The organism is Pannonibacter carbonis (assembly GCF_003012935.1).
GTDB classification, from domain to species: domain Bacteria; phylum Pseudomonadota; class Alphaproteobacteria; order Rhizobiales; family Stappiaceae; genus Pannonibacter; species Pannonibacter carbonis.
The window spans coordinates 152781-175541 of record NZ_PUDR01000008.1 but is presented as its reverse complement, the minus strand read 5'-3'; the positions used below and the strand labels follow the sequence as shown (position 1 = coordinate 175541).

The following is a 22761-nucleotide window of genomic DNA, read 5'->3' as shown; positions in this document are numbered from 1 at the left end:
GACCGCATGGAAGCTGCCCTCAAGCCCCGGCCCGTCGACGACCTTCAGGCCGTCGGCCTCAAGGCCTACAGCCGCGTCGCCGACGCCTGGTCGTTGACGGTTCGCGAGGCCGCCGGTCTTTGCGACATGTCGGACTCCTCCTGGAAACGCGCCAAGTCCGCGAGCTTCCGCGGCGAGCTGACCCGCGATCAGCTGTTGCGCCTCAGTGCCCTCATCGGCATCTACAAGTCGCTGCAGCTCTACTTCAGTCCGGATCTTGCCGACCGCTGGATCAAGCTGCCCAACACCGGGCCGGAATTCGACGGCCAGCGCCCGGTCGACGCGATGATCGACGGCGGCCTGCCGAAGATCCTCAGCGTGCGGACCTATCTCGATGCCCTCCGAGGTGGCGCGTGAAGCTTACCGCGATCGCCGACCGCGCCCTGATCCGGCTGATCTCGAAGACGCACCACAAGCCGCCCGTGCTGCGCGGTCTTGTCGACAGCGACCGGGAAGCGGAAATCCTGGCCGAGTTGGAGGGCCTGACCAACGCGCGGCTGAAGGCCGAGCGGGAGGGCAGCCCCGGCATCGACAGGCGGGAGTTGGCGTTCTTCCGCCGCAAGGCCGATCTCGCCCTCTATGGCGAGACCCATATCAACGCCGCGTTTGTCTACACGCGGCCAACCGGCAACCGCTTCAACGGCGGCGACCGCGGCGCGTGGTATTGTGCCTATGATCCATTGACCTCCGCCGCCGAGGTGGGGTTTCACCGCACGCGGGAACTCTCCTACATCGGCCATTTCCACGAAGAGGCCGCCTATGTGGAACTCCTCGCCGACTTCATCGGCGACTTTCCGGACCTGACAGACACGCCCGAGCACCCGGCGCTGGCGGCGGAACCGGCGGCCGGCTATCCGGCTGGCCAGGCGCTGGCGGCCGATCTGCGCCGTCAGGGACATCGCGGACTGCTCTACCCGTCCGTGCGCCAGCCTGGCGGCCGCTGCTTTGTCGCCTTCGATCCTGGCATCATCCAGAACGTTCGGCCGGGGGCCAGCTGGACGTTGCGCTGGTCCGGCACACAGTACTTCTCCATCGCGATGGACGCCGGATAGACAGTCCGCGCTTGTAACGTAATTACATTACATATAAACACCGGGTGCTCTCGTCCAAACCCGGTGACATCGCCTTGACAACACACGCCCCTGCCCTGATCATTCGCCGTGATGGTTCCCGGCGAACAAGCGCTTTGCCGGGTGAAAAGGGAACACGGTACGGTGTAGCCAACAGGCGCCAAGTCCGTGACTGCCCCCGCAACTGTAGGCGGCGAGCCGACCCCAGACAGCCACTGTCCCAAGTGCCACACGACCGGCGCGGGATGGGAAGGCAGGGCAAGGCGACGACCCGCAAGTCAGGAGACCTGCCATCACCGACCCACAACAGCCACCGGGCGGGGTGCCCCGGAAGGAGAAATTCGGTGACCATTCAGCGGCCGGTTACGGCCCATTCCCCTATTCCCGGCGACGACCGGACCTTGTCCACCGAGCCGACGCACGAGCTCGTGGTCTGCGTGACATGCCGCCCGCGCGGCAGTGAAGACCGCCCTGGCAAGGCACTTCTGGCAGAGCTAACTGCACAGATGGCTGCAGACGCTGCCTGGCGCGTCGGCGGCATCGAGTGCATGGCCGCCTGCGGTCGTCCCTGCGCCATCGCCCTCCAGTCGCAGGACAAGACCACCTGGCTCTTCGGCGACATGGACCTCACCGATGCCGAGGACATTGCCCGCTTTGCCCGCCAGTACGAAGCGCTGCCGGACGGCTGGTGCAAGGCCTCGGAGCGGCCCGGCAAGCTGGCCCGGACCGCCCTCGCGCGCATCCCCGCCTCCGGCCGGGTGCTGCCCCCGGATGCCGATGCCTGCACATGAGCGCGCCCTTTTTCGAGGCGGAAGGCCTCTGCTGGGGACCGCGCGGCCGGCCTGACCTCCTGGCCGACATCAACCTCACGCTCAACCAGGGCGAGGTTCTGGCGATCTGCGGCGCCAACGGAGCCGGCAAGTCGTCGCTGCTGCGGCTGCTCTACCGCTTCCATCGTCCCCGCCGCGGGCAGGTCCGGCTGGAAGGCACCGACATCTGGAGCCTGCCCGCCCGCGATGTCGCCTGCCGGATTGCTGCCGTGCTGCAGGAGCAGCCGACGGACTTTGCCCTGACCGTGCGCCAGATCGTGGCGCTCGGGCGCCTGCCGCATCAGCGCGGTCTCAGCGCGGCCGGTTCGGCCGACCGCGATGCGATTGCCCATGCGCTCGCCCGCCTGCATCTCAACGCTCTGGCCGAACGGCCCTTCGGCACCCTGTCGGGCGGCGAGCGCCAGCGCGTGATGGTGGCCCGGGCGCTGGCCCAGGCGCCCAAGCTGCTGATCCTGGACGAGCCGACCAACCACCTCGACATCCGCCACCAGCTCGAGCTGATGGCGCTGCTGCGGGGCCTTGGCCTCACGGTCATCACCACCCTGCACGACCTGACGCTCGCCGCCGAATACGCCGATCGCGTGCTGCTGCTCGCTGGCGGCCGCGTCCTGACCGAGGGCGCGCCCGCCGAGGTCTTCACCGAAACCCACATCGCGGGCGCTTTTGCCGTGCGCTCGCGGATCGATCTCAGCGGACAACATCCCCGCTTCTCCTTTCACCTGTGACTGAAGAGACCCTGACATGCGTCTGAAACTTGCCCTCGCCGCCTTCCTGCTCTCCACCGTGGCCGCCGCGGCCTATCCGGTGAACGTGAAGAGCTGCAACCGCGACGTGACCTTCGAGGCCGCGCCGAAGCGCGCCATTTCCAACGACGTCAACCTCACCGAAATGATGCTGGTGCTCGGCCTGACCGACCGCATGGCCGGCTACACCGGCGTGTCTGGCTGGAAGACGCTGGATGAGGAAATGCGCAAGGGCGTTACCGAGCTGCCCGAGCTTTCGGAAAAATACCCGACCAAGGAAGTGCTGCTCGGTGCGGAAGCCGACTTCTATTTCGCTGGCTGGAACTACGGCATGAAGGTCGGCGGCGAGGTCACGCCCGAGACCCTCGCCCCCTTCGGCATTGCGGTCTACGAACTGACCGAAAGCTGCATCCATATCGGCCCGAAGGAGAAGATCTCCATGGCCGACATGTACAACGACCTGATCAACCTCGGCCGCATTTTCGGCGTCGAGGACAAGGCGAAGGAATTGGTTGCCGGTTACGAGGCAAAGCTGGCCGAGGCAACCGCCAAGGTCGACAAGTCCAATCCCTTGCGCGTCTTCGTCTATGACAGCGGCGAGGACACCCCCTTCACCTCCGGCCGCTACGCCATGCCGACAGCGCTGATCGAGGCTGCCGGCGGCAAGAACATCATGGACGACCTGGACAAGAGCTGGGCCACCGTCGCCTGGGAGCCCGTGGTCGACCGCAACCCGGAAGTGATCGTGATCGTGAACTACGGCAACGTCACCGCCGAGCAGAAGATCGCGTTCCTCAAGGCCAACCCGGCCTTCGCCAATGTCGATGCCGTGAAGAATGACCGCTTCGTGGTGCTCGAATATGTCGAGGCGACGCCTGGCCCCCGCAACATCCGCGCCGTGGAGAAGCTCGTTGACGGTTTCGCTGGAAAGTGAGGCAGCGGCCGCCGTTCCGGGCGAGCAACACCGGCTCTGGCCGGTGCTGCTCACCGGCGTGATCGGCCTGGGCCTCCTCGTCCTTGCCATTATGACCGCCGTCGCCGTGGGGGCCATTTCCGTGCCCCTCGGCGACGTCGCCGGGATCGTCGCCAACAAGCTTCTGCCCGGCTCCGTGACCAAGACCTGGACAACGGCCCGGGAGGCGATTGTCTGGGACATCCGCTTCCCCCGGGCGCTGCTCGCCGCCCTTGTCGGAGCCGGACTTGCCGTCACCGGCGCGGTGCTGCAGTCGGTCACCCGCAACCCTCTGGCTGATCCGCACCTGCTTGGCATTTCGTCGGGCGCGGCCTTCGGTGCCATCCTGGCGCTGCTGCACACGGGGCTGTTCCTTGGTCTCCTGACCGTGCCGCTGCTGGCCTTTGCCGGTGCGCTGGTAGCAACCGCCATCGTGCTGGGCGTGGTGAAGGTCGCCCGCGCCGGCTCGCCGGACCGGCTGGTGCTGGCCGGCGTCGCCGTCTCCTTCATCATCATGGCGCTGGCCAACATCCTGATCTTCCTGGCCGATCCGAAGGCCACCCACACGGTGGTGTTCTGGATGCTGGGCGGGCTCGGCCTCGCGCAATGGAACCACCTGATCTATCCGCTTGCGGTGCTGGTGCCCTGTGGCCTGTGGCTGTGGTTCAAGGCTGGCGCGCTCAACGCCGTCACCCTCGGCGACGAGACCGCCTCGACCCTTGGCGTGCCTGTCACGCGGCTGCGCCTGTCGGTGTTTGTCGCCGGAGCGCTCGTCACGGGGGTTTGCGTTGCCTTCTCCGGCATCATCGGCTTCGTCGGCCTCATGATGCCGCATCTGGTGCGCCTGATTGCCGGGGGCGACAATGCTCGCGTCATCCCGCTGTCGGCGCTGGCCGGAGCCCTGTTCCTGATCCTCGCCGACATCTGCGCCCGTGTGATCATGGCACCCGAGGACATGCCCATCGGCATCGTCACCGGCCTCGTCGGCGGGGTGTTCTTCATCTGGCTGATGGCGCGGGAGCGGTAGGGACTGACGATCATGCGGCTGCGTTACAGCGCAGCCAGAGCTTGATGACAAACTTCAACGTCTCCGCAGTCATCCCGGCCAAGCGCAGCGCCGAGCCGGGACCGGAGAGTCGAGACCTCCATTTTTCATCCAGCAAATCCCGGAGAGACCTAGGCTCTCCGGTCCCGGATCTCCGCTTCGCTGCGTCCGGGAAGACGATGGAAGGGTTTGTCATCACTCTGCGTCTGGGCTACAGCGCAGCCATGTGATTGTCCCAGGACACACCCGCCGGCCGGGCATAGGGCTCAGCCGCCGGCTCGCGGCCCGTGCCGAAGGCAAGGCCACCCGCACCATCGGAAACCAGGAACCCGTCGTCGAGCGGGGCCAGCCCGCAGACATCAGCAATGGGATGGCTGCCGACCGGCGTTCCGTCAGCGGCCGACAGATAAAGCACATGGCCGCCGCGCGGACTGGACAGGGCGACGAGCCCGGCCGGCGCATTCACCGCCACCGAGCCGACATAGTTGCCGAGCCGCTTCAGCAATCCCTCGGGCACATCCACCACCGACAGGCCGCCCTCCCTCGACAGTCTGGCGACCAGGGGCGGGGTCAATCCCGCGTCGCCCTCGAACTGTCCGCCGATCCAGACTGATCCGGCCGCATCCAGCGCCATGTGGCGCAATGATACTTGAGACAGGTCCGGCGGCAGCCTGAAGAGCCCAAGCAGGTCGCCGCTCGCAGCATCGATGCGGGCAATCGACGGCTGCATCCGGTCGAGATTGAGCATGTCGCGCCCCGTGACCGGATGCGTGTCGATACCGCCATTGGCGACCACCAGCACCCGGCCCTCCTCGGCCAGCAGGATGTCATGCGGCCCGACGCCATGGGTGTCGAACTCGCCGATCCGGATAAGGCGCTCGCCGCTTGCATCATAGACGCCGACGCGGCCGCGCGTTTCCTCACCGACGGGGCCGAATGCGTTCTCGACCGCATAGACCAGCCGTCCGTCGGCGGAAAACACCCCGTGGCCATAGTAGTGACGCCCCAGTTCGGCGCTCGTCACCTGTGGCGCCTGCCGTTCTTCGCGGTCGACAAGCATCAGGAACTGGCCCGGCCGGCGTGCGAAGGTGACGAAGCGGCTGCGGTCCGGCGACAGGGCGATGCCGTGGCCCCGGTCGGGCAGCGGCACGTCCAGCACGTCCCGGCCGTCAGCCGTCAGGATCGCGACGGCATGGCGTCCGTCCGCATTGCGCCGCGCGCTGGCAAAAAGCGGTTCATCCGGATCTCCCGCCCCGAGAGCCGCCGCCGCGCGATCCGGCAACAGCGGCAGGAGACCGGCTGCGGCAAGGCCGGAGAGAAAGCTGCGGCGGTTCAGAACCGCCGCCTCAGTCCCCGTCCAGCGCATTGAAGCCTCCGGAAAGGTTCAGCGACCCGGCGAGATTGAGCGCCACCGTGTCGCGCAGGCCTTTCAGCACGAGCGCAACATTGGACAGTCCGGCATGCGTTTCCGGCTCGGCAAGGGTCACGCGCATCGGCTCGCGCAGGCGTGCCAGCATCTTCAGCGCATTGCCGAACTCGAACTCGAGCGAAGCCGGGATCCAGACACCCTCGCTGTCGAGCCCGCGCTCATAGCCGCCCGCTTCCAGCGCCTCTGCCAGCCCGCCGATCTCCGCCGACAGATAGGCCAGCGTAAAGCCGGAGCGAGCAAAGGGCAGGCGTCCTGGCTTTGCACTGTCCGGTCCGCTCGCCAGCGCCGGCAACAGATCCTGATCGCGGACGATTACGAAGCCGGTGACCAGTGCGTTGAAGATCAGCTCCGCCGCTTCCTTCTCGCTCTTCAGACGTGGCCGTTCAGGCCCGGGGCCAAGCAGTTCCCCGGAAAAACCGGCCGGGTCAGCCCAGTCCCGGGTCAGCTCGCCGGCGATGGTCGCGACATTCGTGGCAATGGCGAGAGAATAGGCACAGGCAAAACCAGCATCCTCTCCCTGCCCGCCCAGCATTACGGCTCCAGCGTCATCAAAGGCAACGAGCTGAAGGGCCGTCAGCCCCTGCACGGCCACGCTCTTGCCAGCAAGCTGCTCTGCGGTCGCAGCGGTCGGATCCCTGTCGGCCAGGATCTTGCGCACCTGTCGCTGGGCAACACCACGCGCATCCGGCATGAAGGCCAGCCGCTCCAGCCGGTTACCTTCCGCGAGAGGGCCGAACCGCAGAAAGCTGATTCGGGCAAAGGACGCCAGCGTTGCCCCGTACACCGCGCGGAATTCCTCGCGGGCGCTGTCATCACCGTCCACGCAAGCCCCCTGCACGGCATCGGGCAGCCGTGCGGCATCAGTGGCAAACCGTCCCATCGCCGGACGGATGTAGCCCTCAAGGCTCGCGCGCGCATAATCCCCGTAGGTAGCCGCAACCTGAGCCGGCTGCCCGACCTGAACAGGCTGAACAGTCGTTTCACCACGCGCGCCCCCGGCCGTCAGCAGGGACAGGGCAACGAGCGCGGCGGGGATTCTCAACATGTTACAGCGACTCCAGGAAGCGGATCAGCGCCGCGCGGTCATCGGGCGCAAGGGCAACGACGCCGTCGCGCGCGGCCTGCGCCTCGCCGCCATGCCACAGCACGGCTTCCAGTAGAGACCTTGCGCGGCCGTCATGGAGGAAACGCGTATGCCCGCTCACCGTTTCCGTCAAGCCGATGCCCCACAGTGGCGGCGTCTTCCATTCCCGGCCATCCGCGTCCCCGTCCGGCCGGTTGTCCGCCAGTCCCGCGCCCATGTCATGCAGCAACAGGTCGGTGTAGGGCCAGATCAGCTGGAACCGGTGCGCCGGATTGGCCGCCTCGCGCGAGGTGACATATTTCGGCGTATGGCAGGAGGCACAGCCCAGCGTGCTGAACAGCGCCTTGCCGCGCAGCACTTGCGGGTCATCCACCTTGCGCCGCGCCGGCACCGCCAGGTTTTCCGAGTAGAAGGTCACCAGATCCATCACCGGATCGGGCGCTTCCGTCAGCCCCAGCCGCTCCTGTTCGCCGGTCGGCTGGGCGCGGCAGGCGGTCTGCGCGGTCGTGCAATCGCCATGTGGATCGGGATGATCCGGCGTTGAAATGCCGATGTCGCCGGAAAACGCTCCGGCACTCTGGACGCGGACATTGGGCGTCGTCGCCTTCCAGCCAAACCGGCCAAGCACCGTCTCTCCGGTCTTTGGATCAAGCACCAGGTTCGGCCGGCCGGATATCCCGTCGCCATCCCGGTCCTCCGGGTCGGCTTTTGCCAGGATATCGCCTGGATGGATCGCCTCCAAGAGCCCCAGACCGATCATCGGCGGCGCCACGCGCGGCGAGATCATCGTGTCCGGCTGCATCGGGCCATAGTTGAGATCAACGGCGGCATAGACCGGCTTCTGCAGCGTCACGACCTCGCCGCCGGTCAGCGTCACCGGGATGTCTTCATGCGTGATCGACATCCGGCCTTCGCCAGGCAGACCGGTCACGGCAAAGGTCTGGAACTGGCCGCCATAGGTTGGCTCCGGCACAGACTGGATCTTGCGCGCAGCCAGCGCCTCCCGCTCGGCGTCGGTGCGCGGCGGCACGGAGAGCCGCAAGAACAAGGACACGGCCTCGTCACCCGGCAGAGGCGGCTGGCCCCGGCCATCCTTCAGGTGGCACCCCTGACAGGAACGGGCGTTGTAGAGCGGCCCCAGCCCGTCGGAGGCCTGTGTTGACGAGGGCGCTGCCACCCAGAGCTTGCGGAAGATACCGTTGCCGATCCGGAACGTCTGCTGCTCTTCGAAACTCAGATTGGCCGTCGGATGCGAGAAGGAGTCGCGGTTGATGCGCTTCTTCGACGTCGCCGCCCCGGCGCTCATGGCCTCGAATGCTTCAGCCCTGGAGAAATCCTCCGGCGCTTTCAGGATCTCGCCAACCCGCGCCCGGTCCGCTTCCGTCAGGTCGGTGCGGTGGGACAGGTCCTGGGCATAAGCCGGGAGGGCCAACAGGCACGCCGCGGCGAGGCCTGCGGTCATCTTGATCGCCCGAGCCCCCCACCCCCAACCCCTCCCCACGAGGGGGAGGGGGGCAGACAGGCCCTGCGACAAATCTCGGAGACGATCCGGGCGAGAGCCCCTCAGCTCCCCTCCCCCTCGTGGGGAGGGGCTGGGGGTGGGGGGCTCCTCCCCAAAAAAGCAAGGTGTTGCGCCGAACCCCACGGAACTGCTGCCATTCGTCCACGTTGACGAATGCCGCGCAGCAAGCCCACCCAGAACATCATGTGTCATTTTCAGGACCACCCCGGTCGCATCCGTGGCCAGCCGGGATCCCTCTCACCACCGGCAGCATCCCGGGCGGCCGTCCGCCGCCCGGAAATTTCACAGTGATTTACTGGAACACTGCCGTCGGATTGTCGAGGCTGTCGGAGCCTTCAAACGCAATCGCTTCCAGACCAAGTGTCGCAACCACGCGTTCGATCGACTTTGTCTGGTCCACCAGCGCGTCAATTGCAGCCTGCACCACGGCATTGCCGTCCTTGTTGCCTTCACCGATCATCTGGTCATAGGCCTCGACCGTTTCCGCCCGCGTCTTCAAGGCTTCGAAGGCAGCCAGCGTCTTGTCCAGCTTAGCCTGCATCTCCTCGGCCAGCTTCGGGTCTTTTGCCTTGACCAAATCCGCCAGCGACGCACCGACAACCTTGCCGCCGTAAGTGCCGAAGTAGACGTTCCGGATGCCGATGACGTCATTGTAGTGCGACATGTGGGTGTTGTCGGAGAAGCAGTCATGCTCCTCTTCCGGGTCGTTCAGCATCAGGCCGAGCTTCATGCGCTCACCGGCCAGTTCGCCATAGGACAGCGATCCCATTCCAGTCAGGATCGTCGCCAGACCGCCAGCCTCACCCTTCGCCTTCAGTTCCATCCGGGCTGCGCCGCCGGGCGCCCATGCCTTGGCCATTTCCTCCAGATCGGAAATCAGCAGATCCGTCGCCGCTTTCAGATAGGCGATCCGGCGCTCACAATTTCCGCCCGTGCATTTGGCAATATCGAAGTCCGTGGCCGGGCGATTGCCGGCACCGGCCTTGGTGCCGTTCAGGTCCTGGCCCCAGAGCAGGAACTCGATGGCGTGATAGCCGGTGGCCACATTCGCCTCGACCTCGCCGGCCTCCTGCAGCTTCTCGGCAAGCAACGCCGGGGTGATCTCCCTGGCGTCGATCTCGACACCGCCAACCTTCAGGGTCGGATTGGCGATCACATTGGCAACAAAGAAAGCGTTCTCTTCCGAACTGTCGCCATAGGACGCGGTATCGACGTAGTCGATCAGGCCTTCGTCCAGCGGCCAGGCATTCACCTTGCCTTCCCAGTCATCGACGATGGCGTTGCCGAACCGGTACGCCTCCGTCTGCTGGTAAGGGTTGCGCGCCGCGATCCAGGCCTTGCGGGCGGCGGCCAGCGTCTCGTCCGACGGCTTGGCGACAAGGGCATCAACCGCCACCTTCAGCGCCTTGGCACCGGCAAGGGAGTCCGCGTAGGCAGCAGCAGCGACATCCTGATAGGTCGCAAGCACATCGGCAGGAGCTACGTCCTTGGCAACGGCCGGGAAAGCACTCAACGCAGTGGCCGCAACGAGGGCGAGGCGAAGCGAGCGGAACATGGATTGATCTCCATTTGAAGGGAACAGCTCCGGTCAACCTCCGCAAGGCACACTGCCGCAGAGGCCGAATGCCGGAACCTGGTGCGGGATCCAAACAATTCCTGAGACGCAGTGTCAAGTTAATAGGGTCGAAAAATCAATAGTTTAGAATACATCTAAACGGACCTCTGATCTTGCACTGTGTCCTAAGTGCCGCAAGTCATTCGCAAACTGCCTCCAAAGCGCCATATAAAAAGGCTCCGTAAGGATTATGCCTTATGCTGCAACCCTGAAGGCCATTTACCCGGATTCCGGCGGCAACAGAGTTGGTTTTCAAGGACGGACGGAACGAATGCTCTCATCGATCAAGCGCTTCATCAGGGAAGTCACCTTCGGAGAAACCGAAGCGCTCACCTTTGCCGACGACGACCAGCGCCTCGCCGTTGCCGCGTTGCTGATCCACGTCATCAGTGTCGACGGCGATATGGATCCGGCCGAGCAGACGAAGCTGACCAACATCTTGAAGCAGCATTACGAGCTGACCGACGAGGACACCGAGGAGCTGATCAAGCTCGCGACGGATCGGGACAACGAGGCAGTCGATCTCTACGGCTTCACCTCGATCCTCAAGCGCAAGACGGATGAGACTGAACGCCATGCCATCATCGAGATGATGTGGCAGATCGCCTACGCTGACGGCCATGTGCACGAGTTCGAGGACAACACGGTCTGGCGTGTGGCAGAACTGCTGGGCGTCTCGTCGCGTGACCGGATTGCCTTGCGCCAGAAGGTCGCCCGGGAGCAGGATCACACCGACGCAACCGACACCAGCAACAGCTGATCCACGCCCCCACAGGGACCCCAGTCGGATCAGCCGTTCCAGCGGCCAGACATGACAGACAAGCGCGTATTGATTGTCCTGCACCAGGAAACGTCGACACCGGGACGTGTCGGCCAGGAACTTGTCCGGCGCGGGTTCAGCCTCGACATCCGCCGCCCGCGCTTCGGCGATCCCTTGCCGGCCGACATGCAGCACCATGCCGGTGCCGTGGTGTTCGGCGGCCCAATGAGCGCCAACGACCCGGACGCCTACATCAGCCGGGAAATCGACTGGATCGGCGTTCCACTGAAAGAGCAGAAGCCATTTCTCGGCATCTGCCTTGGCGCGCAAATGATGGTCCGCCATCTCGGTGGCAAGGTCGCCGCGCACCCCCGCGAGGAGGTGGAAATCGGCTACTATCCGCTGCACCCGACCGAGACAGGCAAGTCGCTGATGTCCTGGCCCGGCAAGGTCTATCAATGGCACAACGAGGGCTTTGACCTGCCGCGCGGTGCAGATCTGCTGGCAACGGGCGACACCTATCCCAACCAGGCCATCCGCGTCGGTCCGCGAGCCTATGGCATCCAGTTTCATCCCGAACTGACTCACGCCATGATGGTGCGCTGGACCACGAAGGGTGCGCCGCGCATGGCGCAGCCCGGCGCACAGGGCCGCCAGGACCATTTCGCCGGCCGTTTCGTCTTCGATGGCGCCGTGCGCAAATGGCTGGACGATTTCCTGGACTTGTGGATCGGCCGGGCCGACAAGGCCTGACGGGTCCGCCTTTCAGGCAAGCCTCAGGCTGGCCACATCCGGATCAGCACCCGGATGCTCATGGCAAAGCACATGATCACGGTGATCGGCCGGATGATCTTCGCGCCGCCCTTGAAGGCAAAATGCGCGCCGAGATAGGCCCCGCCGATCTGGCCGAGGATCATGACGCCACCGGCGATCCAGGCAATGTTCCCGAACAGCACGAAATAGGCGAGCGCTGCCAGATTGCTGGTGACGTTGAACAGCTTGGCATGGGCCGTTGCAACACGGATCGGCATGCCGCGCAAGATGACCAGCGACGTCGCCATGAACGATCCCGTACCCGGCCCGAAAAACCCGTCATAAAAGCCGAGCAGCGGCGCCGCCGTCGTTGCATATCGGGTTTCACTGATCTTCGGCTCCCGTTCCTCATCAAGATTGCGGGCAAAGAACAGGAAATAGAGGCCGATCGAAACGAGCAGCACTGGAATGAACAGGACGAGAATGTCCGCGTTGATCTGTTGCAGCACCCAGCCGCCAAACATCGAACCAATGGCAATCGCGGCAATCGGCAAGAGGTTTGCGCGCACCGACACCATCTTGCGCCGGATGAAATAGACCGCTGCCGTCATTGCGCCGAAGCTGCCCTGCAACTTGTTGGTCGCCAGCGCAGTTGCCGGCGGCACGCCAACCAGCAAAAGCGCGGGAATGGTCAACAGCCCCCCACCTCCGGCGATGGCATCCACCCATCCGGCCAGCAGTGCGACAGCAAACAGGATGGCGAGAATTTCGTAGGAGAATTCCATCGACGACGCCTCAAGCCGCGCTGTCCCGGCAGCGCTGGGACAGGGCAATGTTCAACCTTGCGGTTCCACCCGGTCACGTCCGTGCAGACCGCCCCTGCAGGTTCGGCTCCACGCCACACTCGGCGGACATCCCCGCATTGTGCGGGGATCCACACAGCACCGAACCAGCAGCAGAGCGTCGCGAAAGCCCGGGAGTAGCCAAAAAGATCCCCGTACAAGGCGGGGAGCTGTAGCAGTCTCAGGGCAGTCCGGCCATCTGATTCACATGCCTCCATACTCCGCCACATCCTCCTCGGTTACCCCGGGCGAAGCGCAGCGCGAGACCCGCGATGACTACACGAGCGCTGCAAAACTGAAGCAGAGCCAACAAAAAAGGGGAGACCACCGGCCTCCCCTGAGGTTGATGACAAACCTCTACCTCACCGAAGTCATCCCGGCCAAGCGTAGCGCCGAGCCGGGACCGGAGAGTCGAGGCCTCAATGTTTCAATGAGTTCATCCCGAAGAGACTTTGGCTCTCCGGTCCCGGATCTCCGCTTCGCTGCGTCCGGGATGACCATAGAGGGTTTGTCAGTAGTCTGAGGGGAGGCCAGCCCACCGGCCTCCCCTGTCGTCTTGTTCCGGTCAGACCAGAATTACATCCAGACTCACGCCTTGTAGACGACCAGCAGGTCCTTGGCGTCAATCTGGCTGCCCGGCGTCACCAGCACTTCCGAAATGGTGCCATCGCGCTCCGCATGCAGGGCGGTTTCCATCTTCATGGCCTCGATCGACAGCAGCACATCGCCGGCCTTGACCGCCTGACCAGCGGCAATGGCAACGGTCGACACGACGCCCGGCATCGGCGCGCCCACATGCGCCTCGTTGCCAACTTCCGCCTTTCGGCGCAGGGCGGCGCCAGCGGCACCATGGGCGCGATCCGGCACCTTGACGATGCGCGGCTGGCCGTTCAGCTCGAAGAACACCTTCTTCTCGCCCTGCTCGTCGGTCTCGCCAAACGCCTGGCAGCGGACCACGAGGGTCTTGCCCGGCTCCAGCTCGATGAACAGTTCGTCGCCCGCTTCCAGCCCGTAGAAATAGGCCGGCGTCGGCAGCACCGAGGTCGGGCCATACTGGCTCTGTGCCTTGGCGAAGTCGGTGAAGACCTTCGGATACATGAGGTAGGACGCCAGTGCGTGGTCGTCGATGTCCATGCCGGTCTTCTCGGCCGCTTCCTTGCGCCGTGCTTCCAGGTCTTCCGTCTTGAGCAGCGAGCCCGGTCGCGCGGTGATCGGGGCATCGCCCTTCAGCACCTTGGCCTGCAGTGCCTGCGGCCAGCCGGCAGGCGGCTGACCAAGATCGCCGCGCAGCATCTGCACCACGGAATCCGGGAAAGCCACGTCCTTGTCCGGATTTTCGACATCGGCAACGGTCAAGCCCTGGCTGACCATCATCAGCGCCATGTCACCGACCACCTTGGACGACGGCGTCACCTTGACGATGTCGCCGAACATCATGTTGGCGTCGGCATAGGCCTGCGCCACCTCGTGCCAGCGGGTCTCGAGGCCGAGCGAGCGGGCCTGTTCCTTCAGGTTGGTGAACTGTCCGCCAGGCATTTCATGCAGGTAGACTTCCGACGCCGGGCCCTTCAGGTCGCTCTCGAAGGCCGCATACTGGTTGCGCACGGCTTCCCAGTAGAACGAGATGCGGCGGATCGCTTCGGCCGAAAGGCCGGGATCGCGGTCCGAGCCCTTCAGCGCCTCGACGATGGAGCCGAGGCACGGCTGCGACGTGTTGCCGGAGAAGGCATCCATCGCCCCGTCGACCGCATCGACGCCGGCCTCGACCGCCGCCAGAACAGTGGCCGCCGCGATGCCCGAGGTGTCGTGGGTGTGGAAGTGGATCGGCAGGCCAACTTCTTCCTTCAGGGCCTTGAACAGCACCCGCGCGGCGGCCGGCTTCAGGAGGCCCGCCATGTCCTTCACGCCGAGGATGTGCGCGCCGGCCTTCTCGAGGTCCTTCGCCAGATTGACGTAGTACTTCAGGTCATACTTCGGCCGCGCGCTGTCCAGGAGGTCACCGGTGTAGCACAGCGCACCTTCGCAGAGCTTGTCGGTCTCCAGCACCGCATCGATGGAAACACGCATGTTCTCCACCCAGTTCAGGCAGTCGAACACACGGAACACATCGACACCGGCGCTGGCCGCCTGATGCACGAAGAAGCGCACCACGTTGTCGGGATAATTGGTGTAGCCGACGCCGTTGGAGCCGCGCAGCAGCATCTGCAGCAGGATGTTCGGCGCCTTCTGGCGGATGAGACGCAGGCGCTCCCACGGATCTTCCGTCAGGAAGCGGATGGCCACGTCAAAGGTCGCCCCGCCCCAGCACTCCAGCGAGAACAGCTGCGGCAGGCCGGTGGCATAGGCATCCGTGATGGCAACGATGTCGTGGGTGCGCATGCGGGTGGCCAGCAGCGACTGATGGCCGTCGCGCATCGTCGTATCCGTCACCAGCACCTGCGGCTGCGCCTTCATCCAGGCGGCAAAGCCCTTCGGGCCCAGCTGTTCCAGCAGCTGCCGTGTGCCCTCAGGCTTGACGCTGCCGAAGTCCGGCACCACCGGATCGGCAACATCCTTGCCCGGACGCGGCCGGCCGCGTGTTTCCGGATGGCCGTTCACCGACACATCGGCGATGTAGGTCAGGAGCTTGGTGGCGCGGTCCTGCCGCTTGACCTGGGCAAACAGCTCCGGCGTGTCATCGATGAAGCGCGTGGTGTAGTCATTGGCGCGGAAGGCCGGGTGACCAATGATGTTCTCCAGGAACACCAGGTTGGTGGCAACGCCGCGGATGCGGAACTCGCGCAAGGCGCGGTCCATGCGCAGGCAGGCTTCCTCGGCACTCGGTGCCCAGGCGGTGACCTTTTCCAGCAGCGGATCATAGAAACGGGTGATCACCGCGCCGGAATAGGCGGTGCCACCGTCCAGACGGATGCCAAAACCGGTCGCGCCGCGATAGGCGGTGATGCGGCCGTAATCCGGGATGAAGTTCTGTTCCGGATCTTCCGTGGTGATGCGGCACTGCAGGGCATGGCCGTTGAGGCGCACATCCGCCTGCACCGGCACGCCGCTGGCCTCGGTTCCAATAGCAGCCCCCCCGGCGATCCGGATCTGTGCCTTCACGATATCGATGCCGGTCACCTGTTCGGTCACCGTGTGCTCGACCTGCACGCGCGGATTCACTTCGATGAAGTAGATCGCGCCCGTGTCGGCATCCATCAGGAACTCGACCGTACCCGCACCGCAATAGTCCACCGCACGGCCGATCTTCAGGCCGTAGTCGCACAGTTCCTTGCGACGGTCTTCGGCGAGATAAGGCGCCGGCGCGCGCTCGACCACTTTCTGGTGCCGCCGCTGGATCGAGCAGTCACGCTCGAACAGGTGGACGAGGTTGCCGTGGCTATCGCCCAGGATCTGCACCTCGACGTGACGGGCGCGCTGGACCAGCTTTTCCAGATAGATCTCGTCCTTGCCGAAGGCGGCCTTGGCCTCACGCTTGGCGGCAACGACTTCGCGCACCAGCGTCGCCTCGTCACGGATGACGCGCATGCCGCGACCGCCGCCGCCCCAGGATGCCTTCAGCATCACCGGATAACCGATGCCGGCGGCGAGCTTCTTGATCTCTTCGATGTCGTCCGGCAGCGGATCGGTCGCCGGCATCACCGGCACGCCAGCCTCGATGGCGAGGTTGCGCGCGGCCACCTTGTTGCCGAGCCGGCGCATGGTGTCCGGCTTCGGGCCGATGAAGATGATGCCGTTCTGGGCACAGGCCTCGGCGAATTCCGGGCTTTCGGACAGGAAGCCGTAGCCGGGATGGATTGCATCGGCGCCGGACAGCTTGGCAACGCGGATAATTTCGTCGATCGACAGATAGGCCTCGATGGGACCGAGACCTTTGCCTACTTGATAGGCTTCGTCTGCCTTAAATCTGTGCAGGGCGAGTTTATCCTGCTCCGCAAAGATGGCCACGGTTTTCAGGCCAAGCTCATTGGCCGCACGGAATACACGAATTGCGATTTCTGACCGGTTGGCGACAAGTATCTTGCGGATGCTCAAGCCCGTACCCTCCCTTGGATTGATGGCGACAACTCATACAAAGGGATGATGTGCAAGGAAAGGGCCAGTATCACTGACCTTCCGGTCGATGATCTCTTCTGACGCCTTTGCGCCCTGAAATGGGACAGTTTCCTTAATAGTTCGCGCGGCAAGATTGGTTACATCAGAAACCGAGCCGGATACGCTGCGCTCATCTGGTAGCTGCCCCAGCAAGGGACACCAGATCCAGACAGAACAAGTCCGGAACAACGCCAGGTCAGCGATTCGTCCGTGCTGTGTTCACCAATAGCCCCACAGGTAGCAGATGCGGGTTGCAAAATCACCTGGCAGATTAACCCGATCTTGACACTTGACGGCACCCGGCGCGAGTCGCCTCACTTCTCGGGAAATCGCGCCAAATCCTTGAGCAGATTCATGATTTCGTGGCGCACCCTGACCCGACAACTACATATCGTAGGGAACAAATCCTGAATCAGACGATGTCAGCGATTCGGGCGCGCTTTGTTCCAGACTCGTTCCGCGTGCATCGGAACTCCCCCTTCAGAGCCGCCAAAATGAGAGGGGGACAGAGCCGCAAAGCCTGTGCTAGACAGCCACGACCCGGCTTCCTTGCCAGAAAAGCTGCTGCAGGGAAGCCTTCTTCTGCGGTCTGGCCCGCGTCCTCCGGGACCGGCCGACCCCTCCACTGCAAGGCCGCAACCTGCAAGGCCGGAACAAAGCACCCGCCGCAATGCCTTCCATCAAGACCTTGCCGTTGCCACCGGCCGCCCGGTCCAGAACCGTGACCGCTGTGCTTGGCCCGACCAACACGGGCAAGACGCATCTGGCCATCGAACGGATGCTGGCCCAGCCCTCCGGCCTCATCGGCCTGCCGCTGCGCCTTCTGGCGCGGGAGGTCTACACACGGCTTGTCTCCCGCGCGGGCGAGGCAGCCGTCGCCCTGATCACGGGCGAGGAAAAGATCATCCCGAAGTCGCCGCGCTTCTGGGTCTCGACGGTCGAGGCGATGCCGCTCGACCTCAACACCGAATTTGTCGCCATCGACGAGGTGCAGCTCGCCGCCGATCTGGATCGCGGCCACGTCTTCACCAATCGCATTCTCAACCTGCGTGGTCGCTCTGAAACGCTTCTGCTCGGAGCGGCCACGGTCCGCCCCCTGTTGGAAAAGCTGATTCCGGGCCTGAACGTGGTCACCCGGCCGCGCATGTCAGTGCTCACCTACGCCGGCTCGAAAAAGATCACCCGCCTGCCCCCGAGGTCGGCCGCCGTCGCCTTTTCTGCCTCGGAAGTCTACGCCATCGCGGAACTGGTGCGGCGTCAGCGCGGCGGCGCAGCCGTGGTCCTCGGCTCGCTCAGCCCGCGCACGCGCAATGCCCAGGTCGAACTGTTCCAGAACGGCGATGTCGACTATCTCGTGGCCACCGATGCCATCGGGATGGGCCTCAACCTGGATGTCGACCACATCGCCTTTGCCGGTAACCGCAAGTACGACGGCTACCAGTACCGGGCCCTCAGCCCATCGGAGATGGCCCAGATCGCCGGCCGCGCCGGACGTCACATGCGCGACGGCACATTTGGCGTCACTGGCCGCGTCGATCCGCTCGACGACGATCTGGTCGAGGCCATCGAAAGCCATCGCTTCGATTCGCTGAAAGTGCTGCAGTGGCGCAACAGCCAGCTCGACTTTTCCTCGCTGGTCAGCTTGCGCGAAAGCCTTGACCAGCCGCCGCGCGAGGAGGGCCTCACCCGGGCACCGGTCGGCGATGACATTCTCGCCCTTGAACACGCCGCCCGCGATACCGACATCCGCGACATGGCGCGTGCACAGGCACGCATCGAACTGCTATGGGATGTATGCCAGGTTCCGGACTACCGGAAGATAGCGCCTGCCAACCACGCGGACCTCTTGACGCAACTTTACACGTTGCTCGTGCGCAACGGCCACGTCGACGATGACTGGTTTCAGCGTCAAGTGGCTTTCGCAGACAGGGTGGATGGTGATATCGACACTTTGGCGAACCGGATTGCGCATATCCGCACCTGGACGTTCGTAGCCAACCGTGCCGACTGGCTGAAGGACCCTGCCCACTGGCAGGGCGTCACCCGCGGCATAGAAGACAGACTGTCGGACGCCTTGCACGAACGCTTGACCCAGCGTTTCGTTGACAGGCGGACAAGCGTATTGATGAGACGTTTGAGAGAGAACGCCATGCTGGAAGCGGAAATCACGCCGAGTGGAGACGTGCTTGTGGAGGGCCAGCATATTGGCCGCCTGCAGGGCTTCCGCTTCGCACCCGATGCGGTTGCGGACAGTCCGGAGGGCAAAGCCGTCCGCGCCGCTGCCCAGAAGGCGCTTGCGAGCGAAATCGAGGCGCGCGCAGATCGCTTGTCGCGCGCTCCGAACGAGGATTTTGTCCTGTCGAGCGAAGGCAGCATTCGCTGGCAGGGTGAACCGGTCGCCAAGCTGACCGCAGGCGAGGATGCCCTTGCCCCCGGTTTTGTGCTGCTCGCAGACGAGCATCTGACGGGTCCGGCCCGTGACAAGGTGCAGGAGCGGGTCAATCTCTGGCTCAAGGCCCATATCGGCACGCTGCTGAAGCCGCTGACCGATCTGAAGGATGCCGAAGGCCTTGAAGGCCTCGCCCGTGGCATCGCCTTCCGCATCTATGAAAGCCTCGGCATTCTGGAACGCCAGGACGCCGCCAATGAAATCCGCCAGCTCGACCAGGACATGCGCGCCTCCATGCGCAAGCTGGGCGTGCGCTTTGGCGCCTACAACATCTATGTGCCTGCGCTTTTGAAGCCGGCGCCGAGCCAGTTGCTCGCCCAGCTCTGGGCGTTGAAGCATGGCACGCCGGACATGCCGGGCCTCGCCGAACTGCCGCAATTGTCTGCATCGGGCCGTACCTCGATCATGGTCGATCCGCAGATCGACAAGACGCTGTACAAGGTCGTCGGCTTCCGCGTTTGCGGTCCGCGCGCCGTGCGCGTCGACATCCTGGAGCGTCTGGCCGACCTCATCCGTCCGCTGATTGCCTGGAAGCCGCTTGACCCGACCGTCATGCCGCCCGATGGCGCCATCGCCCAGGGCGGAGCCTTTACCGTCACCGTGGCAATGACATCGCTGCTCGGTTGTGCTGGCGAGGACTTCGCCGAGATCCTCAAGTCGCTCGGCTACCGCGCCGAGAAGCGCGAGATCCAGCGCCCGGTCAGCGCCAAAGCGAAGGCTGCCGAAGCCGTTGCCGAAGCCGCACCGGTCGAGACTGAAACCTCGGTGGAACAGACCGCCGAAGCTGCGGACGTTCCGGCCGAAATCCCGGCAACCGATGCGGTTTCCGAGGATGCTCCGGCTGCCGATGTTGCCCCGGTGGAACAGGCTGCCGCTGAAACGGGCGCCGAGGCTTCTGCCGATGCTCCCGAACTGGAAACCATCTCCATCGACATCTGGCGTCCGGGCCGCGGCGAGCGTCGTGGCCGGCCTGAAGGCGATGCCCGTCGCGGCGGCGACCGCAACCGCCGCCAGGGGCAAGGCCAGGGCCAGGGTCAGACGCAGGGCGAAGGCCAGGGCGAGGCAAGGGGTGAAGGCCGTGGCCAGGGTCGCGGCGACCGTCGTCCCTATCAGGGCAAGCGCGATGGCGGGCCGGAAGCTGCGCGTGAGGGCGGTCGTCCCGAAGGCCGTCGCAACGACGCCAATCGTCCTGATGGTGCACCGCGTGGCGATGACCGCCGTGGCGGCCCGCGCCGGGATGACCGCAAGGGCGGCAAGCCACAGGGTCACGGCAATCGCGACCAGGGCAACCGTGACCAGGGCAACCAGGCCAACCGCGCGCCGCGCGCCGAAAAGCCGATTGATCCGAACTCGCCCTTCGCCGCACTGCTTGCGCTGAAGGCCAGCATGGAAAAAGGCAAGTCCTGAGCCAGACATCTTCGGCAGGCCCGCAGCCCTCACAGCGGATCGACAAGTGGCTCTGGTTCGCCAGGGTCACGAAGTCGCGCACGCTGGCGCAGAAGCTGGCCTCCGGAGGTCATGTCCGGGTCAATCGCGACAAGATCGACAGCGCCAGCAAGGCGATCCGCCTGGGCGACGTACTGACAATCACCCTCGATCGCCGTGTTCTGGTGCTCGAGGTTGCAGGGTTTGGCACACGTCGCGGGCCGGCGCCAGAAGCCGCACTGCTTTACAAGGACCTGACGCCCCCGCCGGCACCGGCAGAGCAGGGCGCAAGACCGCAGCGGGTGGCCGCGCGCGACCCGGGCTCAGGACGCCCGACGAAACGCGACCGCCGCCGCATGGATGCCTTCACAGAAGAGCCTGCAGACGGCTTCTTGGATGGATTGAGGCCCGGAAGGGATGATCCGGAGTAAGTTGATCCCCGGAGAGGCAACGAGACGCACCAGCTTTTCTTTCCCGGCGCTGCGGATCGCCTTAGTTTGCTTGCCAGGAAAAGCCAAAAGAGATACCCAAGCGGCCCAGAAACGGTGCCTTGGCCAAAGCCTGCGACCAACGGGCGGGCGAACCGGTCCCATGGGACGGCCATCAGCAAGAGGATCGCGATGACCTACGTCGTCACTGACAACTGCATTAAGTGCAAGTACACGGACTGCGTCGAAGTCTGCCCGGTGGATTGCTTCTACGAGGGCGAGAACATGCTCGTCATCAATCCGGACGAGTGCATCGACTGCGGCGTCTGTGAGCCCGAATGCCCGGCCGAGGCCATCCTGCCGGATACCGAACCTGGCCTCGAAAAATGGATCGAGCTCAACGCCGAATATGCGGCGAAATGGCCGAACATCACCGAGAAAAAGGATGCGCTGCCCGAAGCGCCCGAGTTCGACGGCGTCAAGAACAAGCTCGAGAACCACTTCTCCGCCAAGGGTCCGAACGAGGGCTGAGGCTGTAGAACAGCATTCCGGAACATACCAACTGCCCTTGCGTAAGCAATGCAGGCGCACCGGCTGAAAACAGCCTGTGCGCTTTGTGCTTTGGTTTTCATGGTTTTTGTGCTAGCTTACTGAAGTTGTCGTCGCAGTCTTTGGTCCCCACCCTCCCGCAGGAGGTTTTTTTATGGTCGCAGTCCGATGCTGGATTGTGTGTCAGGCCCTGCCGCCTACCACAGATAACCAGATGAAGAGCGACCCGCTGGGACACGCAGTCTCCGATGACTGACCATCCATAGACGTAAAGACTGGTGCGGCGCTTTTCTTATGCATTCGCGCGCCCGGTTTTCGTTTCAACACAAACACGTGCCGCCGCCGAGGCGGCATGATACGGCCCATCGGGCCGGCAACTGCGCAGGAGTTACAAGGCGTATGGCAACCACGATTAAGAAGACCGCGCAGCGTCAGGGTTTCAAGACCGGTGAGCACATCGTTTATCCGGCCCATGGTGTCGGCCAGATCATGGCCATCGAAGAGCAGAGCGTCGCCGGCCATACACTGGAACTGCTGGTGATCAGCTTTGAAAAGGACAAGATGACCTTGCGCGTTCCGGTGGCCAAGATCGTCACTGTCGGCATGCGCAAGCTGGCCGATGGTCCGGCCATCAAGAAAGCCCTGGAAACCGTCCGCGGCCGCCCGCGCGTCAAGCGCACCATGTGGAGCCGCCGCGCGCAGGAATACGAAGCCAAGATCAACTCCGGCGACCTGCTGGCCATCTCGGAAGTCGTGCGCGACCTGTACCGTTCCGACACCCAGCCGGAACAGTCCTACTCCGAACGCCAGCTGTATGAAGCAGCTCTCGACCGCATGGCCCGCGAGATCGCAGCCGTGAACAAGTGCTCCGAGACCGAGGCCGTCAAGCAGATCGAGCAGAACCTCGCCAAGACCCCGGCCCGCGCCAAGCCGCTCGATGGCGTCGACGACGAGACCGATGGCGACCAGGAAGAAGCCGCCTGATCGGCAGCTTCGATCCGAACCAGACCATTCAAAGGCCCGGCAGACCCCTGCCGGGCCTTTTTGCTTGCAGACGAACCCCATTCGTCGTCCCGGACGAGAGCGAAGCGGAGATCCGGGACCGGAGAGCCAAAGCCTTTCCGCATCAAGCTC

18 protein-coding genes and 1 riboswitch are annotated in these 22761 nt (G+C 64.4%); of the genes, 12 read left to right on the top strand and 6 right to left on the bottom strand.

Going from position 1 to position 22761, the window contains the following annotated elements; genetic code table 11:
• Positions 1 to 6: 6 nt before the first annotated feature.
• The 6 genes from C8348_RS12980 to C8348_RS12955 all read left to right on the top strand — a co-directional run bounded on the left by C8348_RS12980 (position 7) and on the right by C8348_RS12955 (position 4661).
• On the top strand, positions 7 to 396 hold the full coding sequence (locus C8348_RS12980) for an MbcA/ParS/Xre antitoxin family protein (protein ID WP_106753764.1): 390 nt from the start codon (positions 7 to 9) through the stop codon (positions 394 to 396).
• Positions 393 to 1091 (top strand): RES family NAD+ phosphorylase, encoded by a 699-nt coding sequence (locus C8348_RS12975; protein ID WP_106753763.1) that lies wholly within the window; start codon positions 393 to 395, stop codon positions 1089 to 1091. Before C8348_RS12980 ends, C8348_RS12975 begins: the two co-directional genes overlap by 4 nt.
• A 95-nt stretch (positions 1092 to 1186) precedes the next feature.
• Positions 1187 to 1418, top strand: a riboswitch (cobalamin riboswitch).
• A gap of 35 nt (positions 1419 to 1453) precedes the next feature.
• Entirely contained in the window at positions 1454 to 1900 is a 447-nt protein-coding gene (locus tag C8348_RS12970; protein ID WP_208983731.1) for a DUF1636 family protein, read from the top strand.
• Complete coding sequence (locus C8348_RS12965) at positions 1897 to 2664, top strand: ABC transporter ATP-binding protein (RefSeq protein WP_106753762.1); 768 nt, start codon at positions 1897 to 1899, stop codon at positions 2662 to 2664. Before C8348_RS12970 ends, C8348_RS12965 begins: the two co-directional genes overlap by 4 nt.
• Positions 2665 to 2680: 16 nt before the next feature.
• Complete coding sequence (locus C8348_RS12960) at positions 2681 to 3616, top strand: ABC transporter substrate-binding protein (protein WP_106753761.1); 936 nt, start codon at positions 2681 to 2683, stop codon at positions 3614 to 3616.
• Positions 3594 to 4661 carry a FecCD family ABC transporter permease gene (locus C8348_RS12955; RefSeq protein WP_244294003.1) on the top strand — a complete coding sequence of 356 codons (1068 nt, stop codon included), beginning with the start codon at positions 3594 to 3596 and terminating at the stop codon, positions 4659 to 4661. The genes C8348_RS12960 and C8348_RS12955 overlap by 23 nt, the downstream gene beginning before the upstream one ends.
• A gap of 229 nt (positions 4662 to 4890) precedes the next feature.
• Here the strand turns inward: C8348_RS12955 and C8348_RS12950 are convergent, their stop codons facing one another.
• The 4 genes from C8348_RS12950 to C8348_RS12935 form a co-directional block, all read right to left on the bottom strand.
• The gene (locus C8348_RS12950; protein WP_106753759.1) at positions 4891 to 6045 is read right to left on the bottom strand and encodes a DUF1513 domain-containing protein; all 1155 of its coding nucleotides are present in this window, start codon (positions 6043 to 6045) and stop codon (positions 4891 to 4893) included.
• Positions 6026 to 7153: an imelysin family protein gene (locus C8348_RS12945; protein ID WP_106753758.1), complete on the bottom strand. Its 1128-nt coding sequence runs from the start codon at positions 7151 to 7153 to the stop codon at positions 6026 to 6028. The genes C8348_RS12950 and C8348_RS12945 overlap by 20 nt, the downstream gene beginning before the upstream one ends.
• A gap of 1 nt (position 7154) precedes the next feature.
• Complete coding sequence (locus tag C8348_RS12940; protein ID WP_106753757.1) at positions 7155 to 8654, bottom strand: di-heme oxidoreductase family protein; 1500 nt, start codon at positions 8652 to 8654, stop codon at positions 7155 to 7157.
• A 352-nt stretch (positions 8655 to 9006) separates the two neighbouring features.
• Complete coding sequence (locus tag C8348_RS12935; protein WP_106753756.1) at positions 9007 to 10269, bottom strand: imelysin family protein; 1263 nt, start codon at positions 10267 to 10269, stop codon at positions 9007 to 9009.
• Positions 10270 to 10600: 331 nt separating this feature from the next.
• Between C8348_RS12935 and C8348_RS12930 the strand changes: the two genes are divergently transcribed.
• Positions 10601 to 11089: a tellurite resistance TerB family protein gene (locus C8348_RS12930; RefSeq protein WP_106753755.1), complete on the top strand. Its 489-nt coding sequence runs from the start codon at positions 10601 to 10603 to the stop codon at positions 11087 to 11089.
• A 51-nt stretch (positions 11090 to 11140) separates the two neighbouring features.
• Entirely contained in the window at positions 11141 to 11842 is a 702-nt protein-coding gene (locus C8348_RS12925; RefSeq protein ID WP_106753754.1) for a glutamine amidotransferase, read from the top strand.
• Between the two features lie 23 nt (positions 11843 to 11865).
• Here C8348_RS12925 and C8348_RS12920 read toward each other — a convergent pair whose 3' ends face one another.
• Positions 11866 to 12627: a TSUP family transporter gene (locus C8348_RS12920; RefSeq protein WP_106753753.1), complete on the bottom strand. Its 762-nt coding sequence runs from the start codon at positions 12625 to 12627 to the stop codon at positions 11866 to 11868.
• Positions 12628 to 13272: 645 nt separating this feature from the next.
• Positions 13273 to 16716 (bottom strand): pyruvate carboxylase, encoded by a 3444-nt coding sequence (pyc, locus tag C8348_RS12915; protein WP_106753752.1) that lies wholly within the window; start codon positions 16714 to 16716, stop codon positions 13273 to 13275.
• A 730-nt stretch (positions 16717 to 17446) separates the two neighbouring features.
• Here pyc and C8348_RS12910 point away from each other — a divergent pair.
• The 4 genes from C8348_RS12910 to C8348_RS12895 all read left to right on the top strand — a co-directional run bounded on the left by C8348_RS12910 (position 17447) and on the right by C8348_RS12895 (position 22611).
• Positions 17447 to 20632 carry a helicase-related protein gene (locus C8348_RS12910; RefSeq protein WP_106753751.1) on the top strand — a complete coding sequence of 1062 codons (3186 nt, stop codon included), beginning with the start codon at positions 17447 to 17449 and terminating at the stop codon, positions 20630 to 20632.
• 38 nt (positions 20633 to 20670) lie between these two features.
• Positions 20671 to 21081 (top strand): RNA-binding S4 domain-containing protein, encoded by a 411-nt coding sequence (locus C8348_RS12905; RefSeq protein WP_244294008.1) that lies wholly within the window; start codon positions 20671 to 20673, stop codon positions 21079 to 21081.
• Positions 21082 to 21270: 189 nt separating this feature from the next.
• On the top strand, positions 21271 to 21609 hold the full coding sequence (gene fdxA, locus C8348_RS12900; RefSeq protein WP_106753749.1) for a ferredoxin FdxA: 339 nt from the start codon (positions 21271 to 21273) through the stop codon (positions 21607 to 21609).
• A gap of 417 nt (positions 21610 to 22026) precedes the next feature.
• Entirely contained in the window at positions 22027 to 22611 is a 585-nt protein-coding gene (locus tag C8348_RS12895; protein WP_106753748.1) for a CarD family transcriptional regulator, read from the top strand.
• Positions 22612 to 22761: the final 150 nt, after the last annotated feature.